Origin of the sequence: Vibrio sp. 10N.237.312.B06, from assembly GCF_041464685.1 — a bacterium.
GTDB lineage: Bacteria > Pseudomonadota > Gammaproteobacteria > Enterobacterales > Vibrionaceae > Vibrio > Vibrio tasmaniensis_A.
In genome coordinates this window covers 25,507-43,148 of sequence record NZ_JBFSPI010000008.1, presented here as the reverse complement: position 1 = coordinate 43,148, position 17,642 = coordinate 25,507, and the positions used below count along the sequence as shown (strand labels likewise).

Below are 17,642 nucleotides of genomic sequence, written 5' to 3'. Positions count from 1 at the left end.
GTAGATTGGGTATAATGCCCGTCTAATCATGTGCACACCGCACTTCTCTGTATGACGTTTGATAAAAGATAGGAATGTCTAAATGAGCCTTGCTGATCAAGTTCTTGCCGTAAATGATGACCTACCAATCCGTACTGATAAACCTGTCCACAGTGGCAAGGTTCGTTCGGTCTACTGGTTAACTGAAGAAGATAGCCAACGACTAATTAAAGAGAAAGGCTACGATGTAGCACCAGATGCGCCTTTAGCAATCATGGTGATCAGTGACCGTATCTCTGCATTTGATTGTATCTGGCGTGGTGAAGGGAATCTAAAAGGTGTCCCAGGTAAAGGAGCGGCTCTGAATGCTATCTCTAACCACTGGTTCAAATTATTTAAAGACAACGGCCTCGCTGACAGTCATATTCTTGATATCCCTCACCCGTTCGTATGGATTGTACAAAAAGCTCGCCCAGTCATGATCGAAGCGATTTGTCGTCAATACATCACAGGTTCAATGTGGCGTGCATACGCAAACGGCGAACGCGAATTCTGTGGTATCGAGATGCCAGAAGGCCTTGAGAAAGATAAGAAATTGCCTGAGCTACTGATCACGCCTTCTACAAAAGGGATTTTGCAAGGTATTCCTGGCGTTCCAGAAGCTGATGATGTGAACATCACACGTAACAACATCGAAGATAACTTCGCAGCATTCAATTTTACTCAAGCAAGTGACATTGCGCATTACGAGAAACTTCTAAAAGAAGGCTTCAACGTAATTAGCCAAGCGCTAGCAAAAGTCGATCAAACCTTTGTCGATACGAAATTTGAGTTCGGCTATGTGAACGATGCTCAAGGCAAAGAAAAGCTTATCTACATGGATGAAGTCGGTACTCCAGATTCATCTCGCATTTGGGATACTCAGGAATACAATAACGGCAACATCGTTGAGAATTCAAAAGAAGGTTTCCGCCAGTTCCTGCTTAACTACTTCCCTGATGCTGATATTCTTTTGAACAAAGAGCGTATGCCAGAGCGTGAAGCGTTAGCTCGTGACAATGAACTTCCATTGGATTCATTGATGTCTCTGTCGCGCACTTATCTTGATATCGCAGCGAAAATCACAGGTGCAGAGATCGTACTGAGCGAGAATCCTAAGCAAGAAATCATCGATGTACTGCGTGCTGACTATGGTCTAGTTGACTGATTGACTGATTGACTGATTTCAGTCTAGAAAGCGAGTAAGCTCGTAAACACAAATTTCAGATACTAAAAGGGCCTCATCATTATTGAGGCCCTTTTTACGTGTGCGATTTTTAATATTCTTTGAGCTAGCTTCTAAGCTGTATGCTCTAAGCTGTATGCTCTAAGCTCTAAGCTCTAAGCTCTAAGCTCTAAGCTCTAAGCTCTAAGCAATAATGAGAGATTACAGCTTGATAGTAAACTCTTCTCCAGTATTCTCGGCGATCACCAAATGACTGCGCGTCTCGATGTACTCTATCTGCTCTTCTTCAAGAGAATACGGCATAACAACTTTGAGCTCATTAATCCCTTCTAGCCTAGCTAGCTTAAGTAAGGTAACAATGTTTGACTCATCACTTTTACGCGTCGACATTGATTTTAATGCCATCTGCCATAAACGATCTTCAGGGCTTGCTAGCTCTTTAATGCTATCTCGCCAGACGGTACTGAATACTGGCGCAATTGTGGTTAGTGCTTCCAGAAAAGTCCATTTTTTACTGCATGAGGCGCCAAGAAAGGTTGTGTAATCGAACTCTACACGCGTCTCTATCTGTTTTTCCATGATGTCCCCCGACACTTTGACAACACAATATACTCAATATCTATCAACTCTTTCTTTATAGCAATAGGATATAGAAGAATAGTCTTTTATGACCTTTTGATTGGTTAAAAAGGCATATAAAAATCAATTTTGTAACAAAATAAGCACTGAATAATCATATATGCACCTATTTGATTAATATTTTAGAGATAAAACTTATCTATCTATTTTATATCAATTATCCGGCTCGCTTTTTTGTATTGAATACGCCAGCCAGACCATGTTGGCAGCTCCCAGCGTTTTGGTGATAACTTTCGGCTACCCGATTGATAGTGCACGTAAATCAGCTTTCGTGCGGGCAAGTATTCTACATCGAATTGTAAGTCGGCAAGGCTCAGTGCAAACGGGTATTTTTCAGAGAACTCTGAATAGAGCCAACTTGGAATCCCATCGAAAGGTATGTCTGCATGGTCGAACATTTCCAATTCGCTCACATCAGTGACACCTAGCACCTCAAGCTGCTCTATCAACCATAGCTCAAAGTTAATGTTCTCAATTTCTGGTGTGTATTGGGTTTGTTCATCGAGACCGAGTTTCACATACAGCTGCCAGTGTTTGATTTCTTGAGTGCGAACCTTTGCAAAACCGGGAAGTTGGACTCCTTTTAACACAAGATCGACAATAGGCTTTAATGATAGTTGCCCTTCAGCCGCGACGAGCTTGGTCGTAATTGTACGGCCTGCGTACACCAAAGCCATCTCGGTAAAGACTCCATCATCATTTATTCTTGTTTCACCTTGCTCCCACTCTCCGAGTTCAGCTTCGATGATAAGCTCAAGAGGAATAGGTGCCGTGACCGTCGCTAAGGTCAGTGTTTGCTTAACACCTCTTCCCGGCAAACTATGGGGATCAAGCACCAACATCGCTTGTGCATTGTCCGGGAAACGATTCTGACGGCCAAGTACTACCTCTAACACTCCATTGGCAAAGGCTTCTTTCCTCTTCAGTCGGCGCACAAACACCAGCTCAGGATGCAAATTCACAATAGTCTTAAGCAGTTCAATACGTTGGAAACGTGACGCGACTTCTAACTGAGGAAGTTCAAACACCTCACGCATTTGCTTTGCCAGCCCTTGTGCTTCATTCAGTGCCTGTTGGTCGATTTCTAAATGCGGATAATCACGACCGCGAACAATCTGAATCAACAGGCTTAAGTCACACTCTTCTTTCTCTTGCTGAGCCAGCGCTTCAAGATGTTCTGCATTGGTTGGCAATTGGTACAAGCGAGCAGGAACGGACAACGCAGCAGTGAGATCGACCATCGCTTCTTTTAATGCTTTGGTTTTGATTCGAGTAACAATATCGGCATACAAAGCGTCAATCGGCAACGGATACAGCTTTTTGCCATGCTCGGTAATTTGATGGTCGCTATTAATCGCCTCCATCGTGAGCAAGGTTTGAGTCGCGCTGTTTAATGACTTCTCAGGAATAGGATCAAGGAAGGACAAGCTCTCAAACGGAGCACCACAACATGCCGCGGCCAACATAGGTTCTGTCAGCTCTTCACGCTGCAATTCAGGTGGTGTGACTAACTCTAACGCCGCATGCTCGCCATATAGACGCACACAAATGCCATCCATCACCCTACCCGCGCGGCCAGCTCGTTGTTTGGCACTCGCTCGTGATATGGATTTAAGCATCAGTGTGGTTCTTCCGTTTCGTTGAACGGTGCGTCTTTCTAATCCTGAATCTATCACCACGCCAATATCAGGTATGGTGAGGGAGGTTTCAGCAACGTTGGTCGCCAAAATGACCTTTCTCAGGCTATTACCTTCAGTATTGATATTACGACCCGATAACGCTAAATCTCGCTCTTTATCACTGACCGACGCATGCAATTTCACTACTTGGATGTCTGGATTCTTTGCCAAGGCTTGTTCGCATTGCACGATCTCTTTTTTACCCGGCAGAAAAACCAACATATCGCCAGAAGAAGCGATCAGCTGATAATTCACTTCTTCCGCAATGCGCTGCTCTAGATGTCGAATGTCAGGCAGCGTTCTGGATTCATTCGCTCGGTGCTCAATCTCAACTTTATAAGTTCGCCCTTCACAGCTTATTCGATTCGCATCCAAATAATGAGCAAGACGCTCACCTTCAATGGTTGCTGAAGTGATCACCAAGCGATGGCTCTCTTTTTGTTTGAGAATCGCCACCAGCAGATCAATGTCCCAGCGCCTCTCGTGAAACTCATCCACCACAATCACATCAAAACTGGCTAATCCGTCTTCTGATAACCAACGCAGCGCGATACCGGGAGTAACAAAAACAACGTTAGTTTGCTCGTTGTACTCCGACTCAAGCTTAATCGCATAGCCAACCTTGCTACCAAGCTTCTCACCCGATTGCTGTGCGAGGTATTTAGCCAATGACGTACACGCGATACGTCTTGGTTCCACCACCAGCACTCGTCCATGCAGAGAAGCCCAAAGTGGCAAACGTGTTGATTTACCCGATCCGGTTTCAGCTTCGACTACAAGGTGAGAATTGGCGATTTGCTCGTGGAATACGTTTTGATAAGAATCGATAGGAAGTAATGACATAAAAAGGAGGAGTCGCGAAAAAGTGTGAGCGAAGTATAACGAATTATGGCGCTAGAATTCGATAAGTGTGGGACATAGGTAAGAATATCATTTTGTTTGCAAAGATCGGAGGGAAACTATTTACAATTGAATAACTAAACCGTTATCATTTTTCGGTTACCCTTTCTCCCATATTAGGCATCCAATGAACAACGATAAACGCCCTCTATATATCCCTTATGCTGGTCCTGCTCTACTAAGTACCCCTCTTCTAAACAAAGGCAGCGCATTCTCTGCTGAAGAGCGCAGTTCTTTCAACCTTGAAGGCTTGTTACCGGAAACGACCGAAACAATCCAAGAACAAGTAGGACGTGCATACAAGCAATATTGTAACTTCGAAAGTGATATGGATAAGCATATCTACCTTCGTAACATCCAAGACACTAATGAAACGCTTTTTTATCGTTTAGTTCAAAACCACATTTCTGAAATGATGCCTATCATTTACACGCCAACGGTTGGCGCAGCATGTGAGAACTTCTCAAATATTTACCGTCGTGGCCGTGGTCTGTTTATCTCATACCCGAACCGCGATCGTATCGATGACCTACTGAACAATGCGACAAACCACAACGTTAAAGTTATCGTGGTTACGGATGGTGAGCGTATTCTTGGTTTGGGAGACCAAGGTATCGGTGGCATGGGTATTCCAATTGGTAAGCTAGCACTGTACACAGCTTGTGGCGGTATCAGCCCAGCTTACATGCTACCTATCGTGCTCGATGTGGGTACAAACAACCCTCAACGTCTTGCAGACCCAATGTACATGGGCTGGCGTCACCCTCGTATCACAGGTGCTGACTACGATGCATTCGTTGAAGAGTTCATCCAAGCAGTTCAACGCCGTTGGCCTGATGCATTAGTTCAGTTCGAAGATTTCGCACAAAAGAACGCAATGCCACTGCTTGAGCGTTACAAAGATCGCCTCTGTTGTTTCAACGATGATATCCAAGGCACAGCAGCCGTAACGGTTGGTTCTCTACTTGCAGCATGTAAAGCAGCAAACAGCAAACTTTCAGATCAACGCATCACCTTCTTAGGTGCGGGTTCTGCAGGTTGTGGTATTGCTGAAGCTATCATTGCTCAAATGGTGTCTGAAGGTATCAGCGATGCACAAGCTCGCTCTCAAGTTTACATGGTTGACCGTTGGGGTCTGCTACAGGAAGGCATGCAAAACCTGCTTGATTTCCAACAGCGTCTCGTTCAAACCAACGAAAACACTAAAGACTGGGAAAGCGACGGCACTGGTTTCTCTCTACTAGACGTTGTTCGCCACGCGAAACCAACCGTATTAGTTGGTGTATCTGGTGCTCCAGGTCTGTTCAGCAAAGAAGTCATCAAAGAGATGAACCTACACTGTGAACGCCCTATCGTGTTCCCACTGTCTAACCCAACAAGCCGTGTTGAAGCAACTCCAAACGACATTATTCGTTGGACTGATGGCCAAGCACTGGTTGCGACAGGTAGCCCATTTGAGCCAGTAACTCATAACGGCACCACTTACCCAATCGCTCAGTGTAACAACAGCTACATCTTCCCAGGTATTGGCCTTGGTGTATTGGCTGTGAATGCGTCACGTATCACTGATGAAATGTTGATGGAATCAAGCCGTGCGCTTGCTACGTGTTCTCCACTTGCTATCAATGGTTCAGGTGCGCTACTTCCACCATTAGAAGAGATCCACACCGTATCTAAGAAGATTGCTCTTGCCGTTGGTAAGAAAGCGATTGAGCAAGGTGTTGCACTAGAGATCACTGAAGAAGCTCTTCAACAAGCGATTGACCAGCACTTCTGGCAGCCGGTTTACCGTCGCTACAAGCGTACTGCATTCTAATAAAGCGTGCTGTACTTTGAATAAAGCGTACTGCGCTTGGAATAAAGCGTACTGCGCTTGGAATAAAGCGTACTGCGCTTGGAATAAAGAGCGTTAACTACTCTTACAAGAGCCTCTGCAACTGCAGGGGCTTTTTTCTTTACACTGTCTTGTCTTTTTAACTGATTTTTCTCATTTTTATTTGGTATTATCGAGCACTCAAAAATTAATGCTCAGTCAAAGGACCATAACGAGAGTGAAATTTGATTCTCACATTTTCCGTAGCTACTTATTAAAAGCTTACAAAAAACTACAAGGTTTTCTGTTTGGCGCTTTCCTCGTGTTCTTAGTTGGCAGCGCTGCGGTTATTGCGATCGATTATTGGGTTTCATGGCAAGCGGAAGATCGCATCATCTACGATATTGATGACGTGCCCGAGCTTGAGGTCGCGGTTGTGCTTGGCACGAGCAAATATTTGGGTAGAACACTCAACGACTATTATAAACACCGAATCGAAGCCGCGATTGAGCTGTTCGATCGTGAAAAAGTTGACCAATTTCTACTGAGTGGCGATAACGCTCATCGCTCTTACAATGAGCCGTGGACGATGAAACGCGACTTGTTGAAAGCGGGTGTCCCCGATGAACGCATCAATCTAGATTACGCGGGGTTTAGAACCTTGGACTCGATTGTTCGCGCTAAAAAGATATTCGATACTGATAATTTTCTGATCATCACTCAGAAATTCCACTGTGAAAGAGCGCTCTTCATCGCCAATTCTTACGATATTCATGCGCAGTGTTTGGCGGTTTCAGGACCAACTCACCATTCGGGAACCTCAATACGTTTACGTGAAGTGTTTGCGCGCACCAAAGCATTCCTTGATCTGTATATTATGGGGACAACGCCAAAGTTCCTTGGCCCTAAAGAGCCGATTCAACCCAGTCCAAAACCGGAATCATTTCCGATTCCAAACCCTATGACTGACCCCACTGTAAACCCTGTTGTAGACCCTGCAGCAAGCCCTATTTTAGAACCAGCAGAGACCGATGTGTAGAAAACTACACATTTTGAATTTGTTGCCTCACACTTCCCCATTGTTAAGCAAAAACACACCAACACTCCTTTATTAACTTGAGTAACATTCTTCCAACAAAATCTGACCCTACATCAAGCTATATACCTCGAAAATAATAAGCACGACTCAATGAAGTCGTACACCAATAAAACGAGGATAACAAAAGGAGCGTCTTATGACGGCACTTGTTACTACACTGAAACACTGGTTGTTTACCCGCAACAGCATGATCTTAATTGGTAATTTCACGTTATTTGCACTTTTGCTCAATAATCTTCCTTTCGAATCACAAGTGAATACAGGTTTAAGTATTCTCGTGTTCGTTGCCATTTTATGGTTAACAGAAGCGATTCACGTTAGCATCACCGCTTTGCTCGTTCCCCTATTGGCTGTCTTGTTTGGTGTATTCAACACGCCCGCTGCGCTGGCTAACTTTTCGAACCCAATCATCTTCCTATTCATGGGTGGCTTCGCATTGGCAGCCGCGCTGAACAAGCAAGAGTTAGATAAAGCGATTGCTGACAAAGTACTGTTGATTGCAAAAGGCAGAATGTCGGTCGCCGTGTTCATGCTGTTCGGTGTGAGTGCGGGCTTATCAATGTGGATCTCTAACACAGCCACCACAGCAATGATGCTTCCTCTTGTTCTAGGCATCATGAACAAAGTTGACCAAAGTGAAGACCGCAACACCTACGTGTTCGTACTATTGGGTATCGCTTACTGTGCTTCAATCGGTGGTATCGCAACCTTAGTGGGTAGCCCACCAAACGCAATTGCTGCCGCAGAAGTTGGTTTAAGTTTCACAGAATGGATGGCGCTAGGTCTACCTATCTCAATGATCTTATTGCCCATCACAATGGTTGTCCTGTACGTGATGACTAAGCCAAAGCTCGACCATAAATTTGAGCTAGACCACGCTCCTGTAGAGTGGACAAACAGCAAAAAAATCACATTGTCTATCTTCCTTTTAACCGTAACGCTTTGGATATTCGGAAAACCAATTAATGCAATGATTGGCGGATTCTCTAAGTTTGATAGCTTGGTAGCGATTGGTGCCATTGTACTGCTTGGCGCTTCTAGAGCGGTTGAATGGAAAGATGTCGAGAAGACAACGGATTGGGGTGTGCTTATCCTGTTCGGTGGCGGTATCTGTTTAAGTAACATTCTTAAAGCGACTGGAACCAGCGTATTCCTAGCACACTCACTAAGCGGATTTTTAGAAACAGCAGGTGTACTTCTTACGATTCTAGCCGTGGTAGCGTTCGTGGTATTCCTAACGGAGTTTGCGAGTAACACAGCGAGTGCGGCATTGCTTGTCCCTGTATTTGCAACCATTGCTGAAGCGCTGGGTATGTCACCTGTTATCTTATCTGCACTGATTGCGATTGCCGCATCTTGTGCCTTCATGCTACCAGTCGCGACACCACCTAATGCGATTGTATTTGGCTCTGGTCATATCAAACAAAAAGAAATGATGCGAGTCGGTATGGTGTTGAACCTAGTTTGTATTCTAGTGCTAACACTGTTCGCGTGGATCTTTTGGTAAGCACTAACGCCCTATAGACTTATGTTTATAGACAAGAGCTTATAGGAATGCCCCCCCCCACACTCAAAAACATCTGGTTGCAGCTTCCCCCGGCTCAACCAGTACAAAAATGCCCGATCAGCTAACAAGATCAGTTTAACTAGCAAGATCAGCCAAACGGGCATCTAAAAACAAGAAACGCTTTTCCCTTTTGGTGGCCCCGCGCCACCTTTTTTGTTTTGGCTATTGGGATAAGAACCATAAAAACGCCACACGTCACATATGCACGTGTGGCTTATAAACCAATAAACTCTACTTCCGATTAGTGGCTCAAGATCACCTGATTTCGCCCTGAATGCTTCGCTTGATATAAGGCTTCATCAGCGCGGGCAATGGTCTCTGTCACCCGCTCTTGTTTCATCTCGGCAATGCCGATACTGCAAGTGAGAGAATCCCCATGAATCCAAAGATGTTGGCTAACCAAAAGTCGGATTTTCTCTGCCTTTCTCTGCGCTTCGCCAGCTTCGGTTTCAGGGCAAAAAGCAATAAACTCTTCACCACCCCAACGTACAAGTTTGTCCGTCGCACTGATAGAGCTGCCAACCACCATACTGAATTCACGCAAGATATGATCACCCATCAGGTGTCCGTATTTGTCATTCACACTTTTAAAGTAGTCAATGTCCAGGTAGAGCATACTTAACTTGCCGTGGCCTTGCTTCACCTGTTGCGACTGCATTTTCAACCAATCACGAATCGCGTGTCGGTTAAGTATCCCTGTCAATTCATCACGATGAGCCTTTTCAGAAAACTCGAAGTTTTGCTCTCTCAATGCCCGATTGACGTTTTTTAAGTGATGGTGTCTTTTTTCAGCGATCGCGATACGTTTTCTTGAGCGGTGTAATTCTGAAAGCAGAAACACAGTGCCTGTACCCACCCAGATAAACAGCAAGATCAGGAACAGGCTTTCAGCCGAAATATACGAACCCTCAAACTCAATACTTCGAATAATTATTCGATGATGACCTAATTTGGCACCAGAAGCGGTCGCAAATTCGACCATGTTAACGTTCGAATATTCAGGTGCTGAGTGCTCTAACGCAATCTCGTTATCCGCTAACCACCACGTCATGACTTGCAAGTTTTTGATCGGGATCTCGATCACGCCACCATCGATTCCTGGAGAGAACTCCATCCCATTGTACTTATGTGTGTACTCATCATCGGGAACCGAATAAGCAGGATTGTAATTACGTAGGTACGTTCTCAGACGACCACTAGAATCAGCCTTCGCATGGTAATCAATATTGACTCTAAAGGTGTGGTACTGCGAAAGGTCAAGACCAGTGGTTATATCTGGGCTAATACGAATCGATAGCCCACAGTAAGGCCACGGATATTCGGATTTTTTAAGCTCACAATCGAGAATATACTGCCCATTTTCATAGGATAATTGGGAGGTACTGACTCCTCTATCAACTTGATCGCTGGTCGCGATAAATTCATATTGTTCAGGAGTAATTGTTGTTATCACACGATTTCCACTTACCTGGTAATACTGCACAATGGCAAGTGTTGCGATAACTAGAAAGATAACAATTTTATGAATCCACTTCACATCTAAGCTTCCGGCTTTTGGTCCCTATAGTTGGGATTTGACGATATAAACAAGCAAAATTAATCATTAGATTGCATACTAACAATTGACTTAAAAACGTTATATCACACCTTAACAAAATGTCATACTATAATTTAGATGGCGTATTTCCAGTCAATTATTCACTGCATGAATCAAGTAATATTGCGTATAAATAGAGGCTCTATTTGTTATACTCATCGCATAATCATCGTTAACCGTAGCGACTGCTTACAAGGCGTTCGAGTCGACGAAATAATAATCAAAATACAACGAGTAATGTCATGTCTTTATTAGCAAAAGGAACACTCAAGAAAATGAGTGCTTCCCTTGATGGTACGGTTACCTACCGTTTACCTGTAGGGGAAGAGTTTGTAGAGCTAAACCCTCTGATTGGAAAAACCATCAACCTTACCCACACTGGTAATATTTTTTGTTGTTCGTGTGGTAAGAAAACTAAGAAAAGCTACTCTCAAGGTCACTGCTTTGTGTGCATGAAAAAGCTAGCGAGCTGCGATATGTGCATAATGAAGCCGGAGACTTGCCACTACGATGAAGGCACTTGTCGTGAGCCTGAATGGGGCGAAGCGAACTGCATGGTTGATCACTTCGTTTACCTGTCGAACACATCAAGCCTTAAAGTAGGTATCACTCGTCATACTCAAATCCCGACTCGCTGGATCGACCAAGGTGCCACTCAAGGCCTGCCAATCTTGAAAGTGAAAACTCGTCAGATCTCTGGCCTGATTGAAGTTGAGTTAGCGAAACATATTGCCGACAAAACTAACTGGCGCACCCTGCTAAAAGGCGACGGTGACGATATGGAGTTAGTAGAAAAAGCCAAAGAACTCTTGCCATTGGTTGAGGATAAAATCCAAGAGATCAGAGCGAAGTTTGGTGACGATGCTATCGAGATACTAAGTGAGAACATCACGTCACTCAGCTACCCAGTTGAACAGCACCCAGTGAAGATTGTCTCGCACAACTTTGATAAGAATCCAGAGGTGACAGGTGTACTTCAAGGCATTAAAGGCCAATACCTAATCCTAGATACGGGCGTGATTAACATCCGTAAATTTGGCTCTTACGAAGTTGAAGTGTCTGCATAATTTGTAGAGCTTAAGCGTTTCCCATAGTGAGAACAGCTTAGCTAATAACCAAAACTAACAATGCCCTGAAGCCAACACTTCAGGGCATTTTCGTTAGGAATTGGCTTCGTTTTGAAACATTAATTCGAGGAATTAAAGCGCAACCACATCGCCACATACGCGATTTTTGCCAGCCGCTTTCGCTCGGTAAAGAGATTGGTCAGTTAGGTTAACCAGCGCGTCGATAGAAACAGTGCCTTCGCAGGCTCGACTATCACTCACTCCGATACTCACGCTCACATTAAAACGAACTTGCTCATCAATCTTAAATTCGGTTTGATTAAACTGTTGGCGAATCAAATCAGCGACTTGATGAGAAACTTGAGGTGACGCGTTAGGGATAAATACAATGAATTCTTCACCGCCCCATCGACCCGTTACACCACCCGCTTTCTCGACATTACGCTTGGTAATATTAGCCAAAGCGCAAATAACCTCGTCACCCACCATATGCCCATAAGTATCATTGATCGATTTAAAATCATCAATATCAAGCAGCATACACACGAGGTGAGTATCAGAGACAAGATGCTCTCTTAACCATTCATAAATCGCCCTGCGGTTAAGCAAATCGGTCATTTCATCGTAATTCGCTTGGTGAACCAATTGCTTTTCCAGCATCACTTTTTGAGTCACGTCTTCGAGCACAACCTGAACGGCTGGCTGATCTTTCCAAGTAATCGCATTGTCGTAAATATTGAAGAACCGATGAACACCGTCGAACCCAATATTTTCAACCACCGTGCTCGTACCCGACAGTTCACCAGACACAATCGCTTGATAGTGCTTATAAATGCCATCTGTATTTTGCTGTGGCACCAACTCAAGAATGGATTCAAGCGCTAATACTTGCTCGATGGAAGATCCGCCTTGCAGTTTGATCCAGGATTGATTGACCATCAACGGCTTGAAGTCTCGGTGAACCAAGATGCCCTGCCCTGATTGCATGATCATATCGTGGTACATCTGATCTTGCTCACGCACCACATTTTGCAGCTGAATCGCAGGAGAAAGATCGATGACGGTTACTTGCAGTGCAGGCCAGCCTTGCCACTCAGTGACATGGTCAATAGAGAACACCGTGAACTCTCTGCCATTGCGATCAATATTGGTATAGGTATGAACCTGAGGGTCTCGTTGACCACCGACGGTTTCTAGATAATTTTTATAGGCCGCAACATGAAAACCTTCTGGAATGAGATCCAGAAAGCTATCGATATTAGACAGCAGTTCTTCGGGGGATGAGTACCCATAGATGCGAGCATAATTAGCGTCAACACTCACTACATTCATATCTTGAATAGTTATTACACCGTACGTGGATTCGAAATTTATTGAAGACATGGCCAACTCCGCACTCTCGCTATACTCCTCAAACTGGAGCATAACAACAAATCCTGCCAACGCTTCCACACAATCTATCACGCGCTAGGGACATTAATATGATATCTAGTATATCGTACTGCTTTAGGCTTCTCTACAACTCAATCGTAAGCGTAAGTCATCAAAAGTAGACAAATACCACCTTCTTGTTACGCACGTCAAAAAACAACAAGGATATTGTATAGCTATGTAAGCATTATCTATTCGGTTATTCATTCCAATCGGAAAAATAAGAAACTAAGAAGTCGATAGCCAGCCTTGCTCTCTGTGGAAGAAAGCGACGGTTTTGATATACGATCCAACTGCTTGTACCTGCTCCCCAATATTCTTCTAGCACTGGAACGAGCTTTCCATTGGCAAGACCGCCATTGAAGCTGCTTTTGGGAAGATAAACAATGCCAAGCCCTTCTTCACAAGCTTTAAGTACCGCACTCGAGTTATTACTTTTCCAACGCCCATGTACGCGCACCGCGTTTAACGGTTTTCCATCTTTCTCAAACAACCACTGATCACTGTTGGCAATAATACAGCTGTGCAACTTCAACTGTTCTGGCTGTGTTGGAGAACCGAATTGGTCGATGTAGTTCTGACTCGCGGCCGCTGCCATTGGCCGATCCACCAGCTTCCTTGCCACCAAACCCGAATCATCAAGTCGGCCATAACGAATCGCAAAATCAATACCATCTTCGATGAAGTTAACCATATTGGTATTGAAGTTCATTTCGATAGTCAGATCAGGGTGGTCTTTCGCAAATTCCATCAGCGCGGCGGCAACATGATTTTCAGCAAACGCACCCGCAGCACTCACACGCAAAGTACCGCTCAGCTGAGCTTGTTGAGATGTGACTTGTTCATTCGCCTGTTGCAGCCCAATAACCAGATCTTTGCATTGCTACGTATGCCCAGACTCCGTCAAACTCACCATACGAGTGGATCGAGCGAGTAAAGCCACACCTACCCTCTCTTCTAATCTCGACACTTGGCGACTTACATGACTGGTACTGCAACCCAGCTGTTTTGCTGCTGCAGAAAAGCCGTGACATTCGGCTACCGCAACAAACTCATTGATCCCTTCAAAGCTATCCATACTTCACCTGTTTGCGTCTAACTAATTCACATCTGACTATTGCTATATAGCAATAATGTTTTGTCTATTCGGCATATTATCACTCAAATGGTTTACTACTAGTATTACAGGTAACGAAACAGCGGTATCTAAATTGAAAGCTTTGGTTTTCTAAATAAAAGCCACGACGCTGAAACCAAACAAACGTGCTCAAAGGAACGAATCATGAAAAAAATACTAATCCCAGTAACTAACCACGCAACATTAGGCGATACAGACCAAGCAAACGGTACTTACGCTCCAGAACTGACTCATGCACTGAAAGAGATCATTGCTGCGGGTTTTGAGTACGACATCGCTTCTATCAAGGGTGGTAAAGGCCCACTGTATGGAACCGATATTGAAGGTGATTCAGTAAACGCAGAGATCTTGGCTGACGATGACTTCCAAAATCGTATTAACAACACGATTCCTGTAAGCCAAGTTAACGTAGAAAGCTACGATGCTATCTTCTACCCAGGTGGATTCGGCCTACTTTCTGACTTAGCAACCGATGAGCAATTCGCAACGATTGCAGCTAAGCATTATGAAGATGGTGGTGTGATCGCATCAGTATGTCACGGCCCAGCAGCACTGCTTTCGATTGTCCTAAGCAACGGCGAAAAGCTACTAAGCTCTAAATCAGTGACTGGCTTTACACGCGAAGAAGAGATCGACTTTGGCACCATCAATGACATTCCGTTCTTATTGGAAGAATCTCTTGCTCGTAGCGCAGCGCGTTTCAACAAGGTTCAACCTTGGCATGAGCTTGTAATTGTTGATGAGCGAGTGATTACAGGCCAGAACCCAACCAGTGCGCACGCAGTAGGTGCAGCTCTCGTTAAGCAGTTGTCTTAGTTAAATCACGGACTTTTTCGATTAGCGATTAGCGATTAACGGCTTTAGTATTAATAGACTTTGCTAAACAAATATAAGTTCATGAAACAAAAAGAGCACACTTCCCACTCAATATTATTGAGAGAAGTATGCTCTTTTCTAATTCTGTAGCTATTAAGTGCCTGTGACGTCTTGCTAATTACTTCTGCTAGCGGCTTCGCAAGATACCTTCAAGCACATTAAACAACAAGTCGATCTCGTCAATCGAGTTGTAATGCATACAACCAATACGCACCACGCCCTGCTCTTCAATACCCAACTGTTTCACCAGCCCTAATGCGTAGAAGTGACCATTCCACACACAGATATTATGTTCACCCAGCTTCTTAGCGATAAACTCTGGAGAATGGTTTTCAAAGGTAATCGCAAAGGTTGGGGTTCTTAGATTCGAATCAAACTCGGTTTTCCCGTAAAGCTTTGCCCCTTCAAGATCGGACAAGCGTTTCAGGAAGTACTCACTGAGTTGGCTCTCGTGCTTGTTATACAGCGCGTAGCTTTGCTCTAAACGAGAACGCAATGAATCGGCTGGATCACCTAACTGTGCCAAGTAATCCACTGCCGCAATAACACCGGCAAGGCCTTCAAAGCTTTGCGTGCCAGTCTCAAATCGACCTGGGCCGATATTGGTTGCAGGCTCAACCTTATAAGGCTTTAAAGTATGTAGCCATTGCGGCGCAACATAAGCAATACCCACATGCGGGCCGAAGAACTTATAAGCTGAACACGCTAAGAAATCACAATTCAGTTGCTGAACATCGATCAAATGGTGTGGTGCGTAATGCACGGCATCGACATAAACCTGAGCGCCATATTGATGTGCAAGCTCGATAACTTTCGCCATATCAACAATCGAGCCTGTCGTGTTCGAAGCAAACGTCACCGCGACAAGCTTGGTTTTCTCGTTAAGCAGCGATTCAAAATGCGTCATATCCAGACTGCAATCCGACTCGTCTACACGAACTTGGCGAACAATCGCGCCTTTGTCGTCTGCCGCTTGCTGCCAACTCGATACATTTGAGTAATGGTCTAGCGCTGTGACGATAACTTCATCGCCCTCTTTCCAATCGCGGCTGATCGCTCGGCTAAGTTGGAAGGTCAGCGATGTCATGTTCGCGCCGAACACAACGTTGCCAGAAGACTCCGCATTAAGCAGTGCTTGCGCCGCTTCTCGCGCTTGCTGCATTAAACTTGTGGTCTTTTGGCTAGAAAAATAGTGGCCGCCTAGGTTTGAATTGAAATGCCCTAGGTATTCGGTCATTGATGCTAAAACATTCTCAGGCACCTGAGAGCCACCCGGCCCATCAAAGAAAGTGACTGGCTTGCCATTATGATATTGGCCTAACGCGCTAAACTGTTGGCGCACGTCATTAAGAGTGAAGGACATTGCGCGCATCCTTAGCCGTTAGAACAAACACATCCATGTAGCCCATCTCGCCGTGGTCTATGGTACGAATCGGTTGTGCATTGTGCCAAAGCTTACTATCAGCAAGCATTGCCACCTCGCCATCTCCTAACACTTTTCTAAAAAATGGCGCTTCGTGGCTATCTTGATAAAGCATCACTTCACCACCAACGATGTTGTGACGAGTAACACCAATGATCGCGATGTGGTCAAAACCGTCTTGGTGAACACCTTCTGGTGCAACCTGAGTTTCTTCAAAAATAGCGGCAATGCGGATTTGATGGATTTCGATTTCTTGTCCGTCTTCAAGCCCGTTGGTTTCAATAAACAGTTCACACATCTCTTGCATGCCTTCGCTGCTTAGAATATTCGCTTCAATCGGCTCGAACTGACGAACAACATCACCTTGAAAGTGATTAATGTTTTCAGACTGAACAAAGTTATGTTTGTCTAGCTCAACGACTTGTCCATTACTGAATTCAACCACTGAGTACCTTCTCAATCGGAACTGGCCATCTGCATGCTCTGTGCTGGGTAGCTTAGAGAATGAAGGTGACAGCTCCTTAACTGCATGGTTACTGAGGTGGGTAATATGTAGGGTATTTTCGTGAGCATGTAACATCATCGACTCCTTAATGATTGTTAATTAACTTTCGATATTTAACGTTTTGTTTACATAAAGGATACTTGAAGATCTTGCCAAATCAACATTAAACAATCATTTATCCCGTCAGATTTAATAACTCAGACACTAAATCCAATCTAGAAATAAAAAGCAGTTTATAACACCAGAATAAAAGATGACCAACTCTTAAAACTAGCACACTCCACTAGCCAGTTATAAATACCTACAATTTAAATAATAACGATATTATTAACTAGAAAGACAAGTTTCATATTGTGTTGGCCCTTTCACTTCAATACGCCAGCCTCCTTGCATAAACTCAAGCACCACGGTTGCCATCATTCATTTCTATGATTTGCACATCGAAATACGATCTACCTATCAGTTGCCAAACTATTGATTATTTACACAACAAACTGAAATTGGTTAATTTATCAGTAAGCCAGAAACCAAACGCCTTTGCTTGCGCGTCTGGAACAGGTCGAGTTCGGGGGGAACTCGGCCGCCCCAAATGTTCAAGCCAATTAGACTAGATAGAAGAACCAAAATGATTCTAGGGATAGCTAATGTTTCAAATGCTATGTTTTCGATACCAAGCACTAATCGAGATGTTAAAGCATCCTTAA

General features: G+C 44.3%; 12 protein-coding genes and 1 pseudogene. 6 read left to right on the top strand and 7 right to left on the bottom strand.

Features of this window, described 5'->3' with window-relative positions; all coding sequences use genetic code 11:
- Positions 1 to 82: 82 nt before the first annotated feature.
- A complete protein-coding gene (locus AB6C75_RS03760; RefSeq protein WP_371695729.1) occupies positions 83 to 1,186 on the top strand; it encodes a phosphoribosylaminoimidazolesuccinocarboxamide synthase in 1,104 nt (367 codons plus the stop codon).
- Positions 1,187 to 1,405: 219 nt separating this feature from the next.
- On the opposite strand, the gene AB6C75_RS03755 is transcribed toward AB6C75_RS03760, so the two are convergent.
- Both AB6C75_RS03755 and AB6C75_RS03750 read right to left on the bottom strand, forming a co-directional pair.
- On the bottom strand, positions 1,406 to 1,783 hold the full coding sequence (locus AB6C75_RS03755) for a hypothetical protein (RefSeq protein ID WP_004733416.1): 378 nt from the start codon (positions 1,781 to 1,783) through the stop codon (positions 1,406 to 1,408).
- Positions 1,784 to 1,986: 203 nt separating this feature from the next.
- Positions 1,987 to 4,365: a helicase-related protein gene (locus tag AB6C75_RS03750; protein WP_372106948.1), complete on the bottom strand. Its 2,379-nt coding sequence runs from the start codon at positions 4,363 to 4,365 to the stop codon at positions 1,987 to 1,989.
- A gap of 184 nt (positions 4,366 to 4,549) precedes the next feature.
- Between AB6C75_RS03750 and AB6C75_RS03745 the strand changes: the two genes are divergently transcribed.
- The 3 genes from AB6C75_RS03745 to AB6C75_RS03735 all read left to right on the top strand — a co-directional run bounded on the left by AB6C75_RS03745 (position 4,550) and on the right by AB6C75_RS03735 (position 8,841).
- On the top strand, positions 4,550 to 6,238 hold the full coding sequence (locus AB6C75_RS03745; protein ID WP_004733414.1) for an NAD-dependent malic enzyme: 1,689 nt from the start codon (positions 4,550 to 4,552) through the stop codon (positions 6,236 to 6,238).
- Between the two features lie 235 nt (positions 6,239 to 6,473).
- Entirely contained in the window at positions 6,474 to 7,274 is an 801-nt protein-coding gene (locus AB6C75_RS03740; RefSeq protein WP_265123348.1) for a vancomycin high temperature exclusion protein, read from the top strand.
- Between the two features lie 196 nt (positions 7,275 to 7,470).
- Positions 7,471 to 8,841: a DASS family sodium-coupled anion symporter gene (locus AB6C75_RS03735; RefSeq protein WP_017082762.1), complete on the top strand. Its 1,371-nt coding sequence runs from the start codon at positions 7,471 to 7,473 to the stop codon at positions 8,839 to 8,841.
- Between the two features lie 301 nt (positions 8,842 to 9,142).
- Here the strand turns inward: AB6C75_RS03735 and AB6C75_RS03730 are convergent, their stop codons facing one another.
- Complete coding sequence (locus AB6C75_RS03730; RefSeq protein WP_372106945.1) at positions 9,143 to 10,438, bottom strand: GGDEF domain-containing protein; 1,296 nt, start codon at positions 10,436 to 10,438, stop codon at positions 9,143 to 9,145.
- A gap of 302 nt (positions 10,439 to 10,740) precedes the next feature.
- Between AB6C75_RS03730 and AB6C75_RS03725 the strand changes: the two genes are divergently transcribed.
- Positions 10,741 to 11,565 (top strand): DUF2797 domain-containing protein, encoded by an 825-nt coding sequence (locus tag AB6C75_RS03725; RefSeq protein ID WP_372106943.1) that lies wholly within the window; start codon positions 10,741 to 10,743, stop codon positions 11,563 to 11,565.
- 132 nt (positions 11,566 to 11,697) lie between these two features.
- Here AB6C75_RS03725 and AB6C75_RS03720 read toward each other — a convergent pair whose 3' ends face one another.
- Together AB6C75_RS03720 and AB6C75_RS03715 are read right to left on the bottom strand one after the other, a co-directional pair.
- A complete protein-coding gene (locus AB6C75_RS03720; RefSeq protein WP_372106941.1) occupies positions 11,698 to 12,990 on the bottom strand; it encodes a diguanylate cyclase in 1,293 nt (430 codons plus the stop codon).
- Between the two features lie 205 nt (positions 12,991 to 13,195).
- Positions 13,196 to 14,074, bottom strand: a pseudogene (locus AB6C75_RS03715) (LysR family transcriptional regulator).
- A gap of 204 nt (positions 14,075 to 14,278) precedes the next feature.
- Between AB6C75_RS03715 and AB6C75_RS03710 the strand changes: the two are divergent.
- Positions 14,279 to 14,950: a type 1 glutamine amidotransferase domain-containing protein gene (locus AB6C75_RS03710; protein WP_372106939.1), complete on the top strand. Its 672-nt coding sequence runs from the start codon at positions 14,279 to 14,281 to the stop codon at positions 14,948 to 14,950.
- A gap of 187 nt (positions 14,951 to 15,137) precedes the next feature.
- Here AB6C75_RS03710 and AB6C75_RS03705 read toward each other — a convergent pair whose 3' ends face one another.
- Together AB6C75_RS03705 and AB6C75_RS03700 are read right to left on the bottom strand one after the other, a co-directional pair.
- Positions 15,138 to 16,373, bottom strand: coding sequence for a cysteine desulfurase-like protein (locus AB6C75_RS03705; RefSeq protein WP_372106937.1), 1,236 nt, complete (start codon positions 16,371 to 16,373; stop codon positions 15,138 to 15,140).
- Positions 16,357 to 17,013 carry a 2OG-Fe dioxygenase family protein gene (locus AB6C75_RS03700; RefSeq protein ID WP_029223059.1) on the bottom strand — a complete coding sequence of 219 codons (657 nt, stop codon included), beginning with the start codon at positions 17,011 to 17,013 and terminating at the stop codon, positions 16,357 to 16,359. The genes AB6C75_RS03705 and AB6C75_RS03700 overlap by 17 nt, the downstream gene beginning before the upstream one ends.
- Positions 17,014 to 17,642 lie beyond the last annotated feature (629 nt).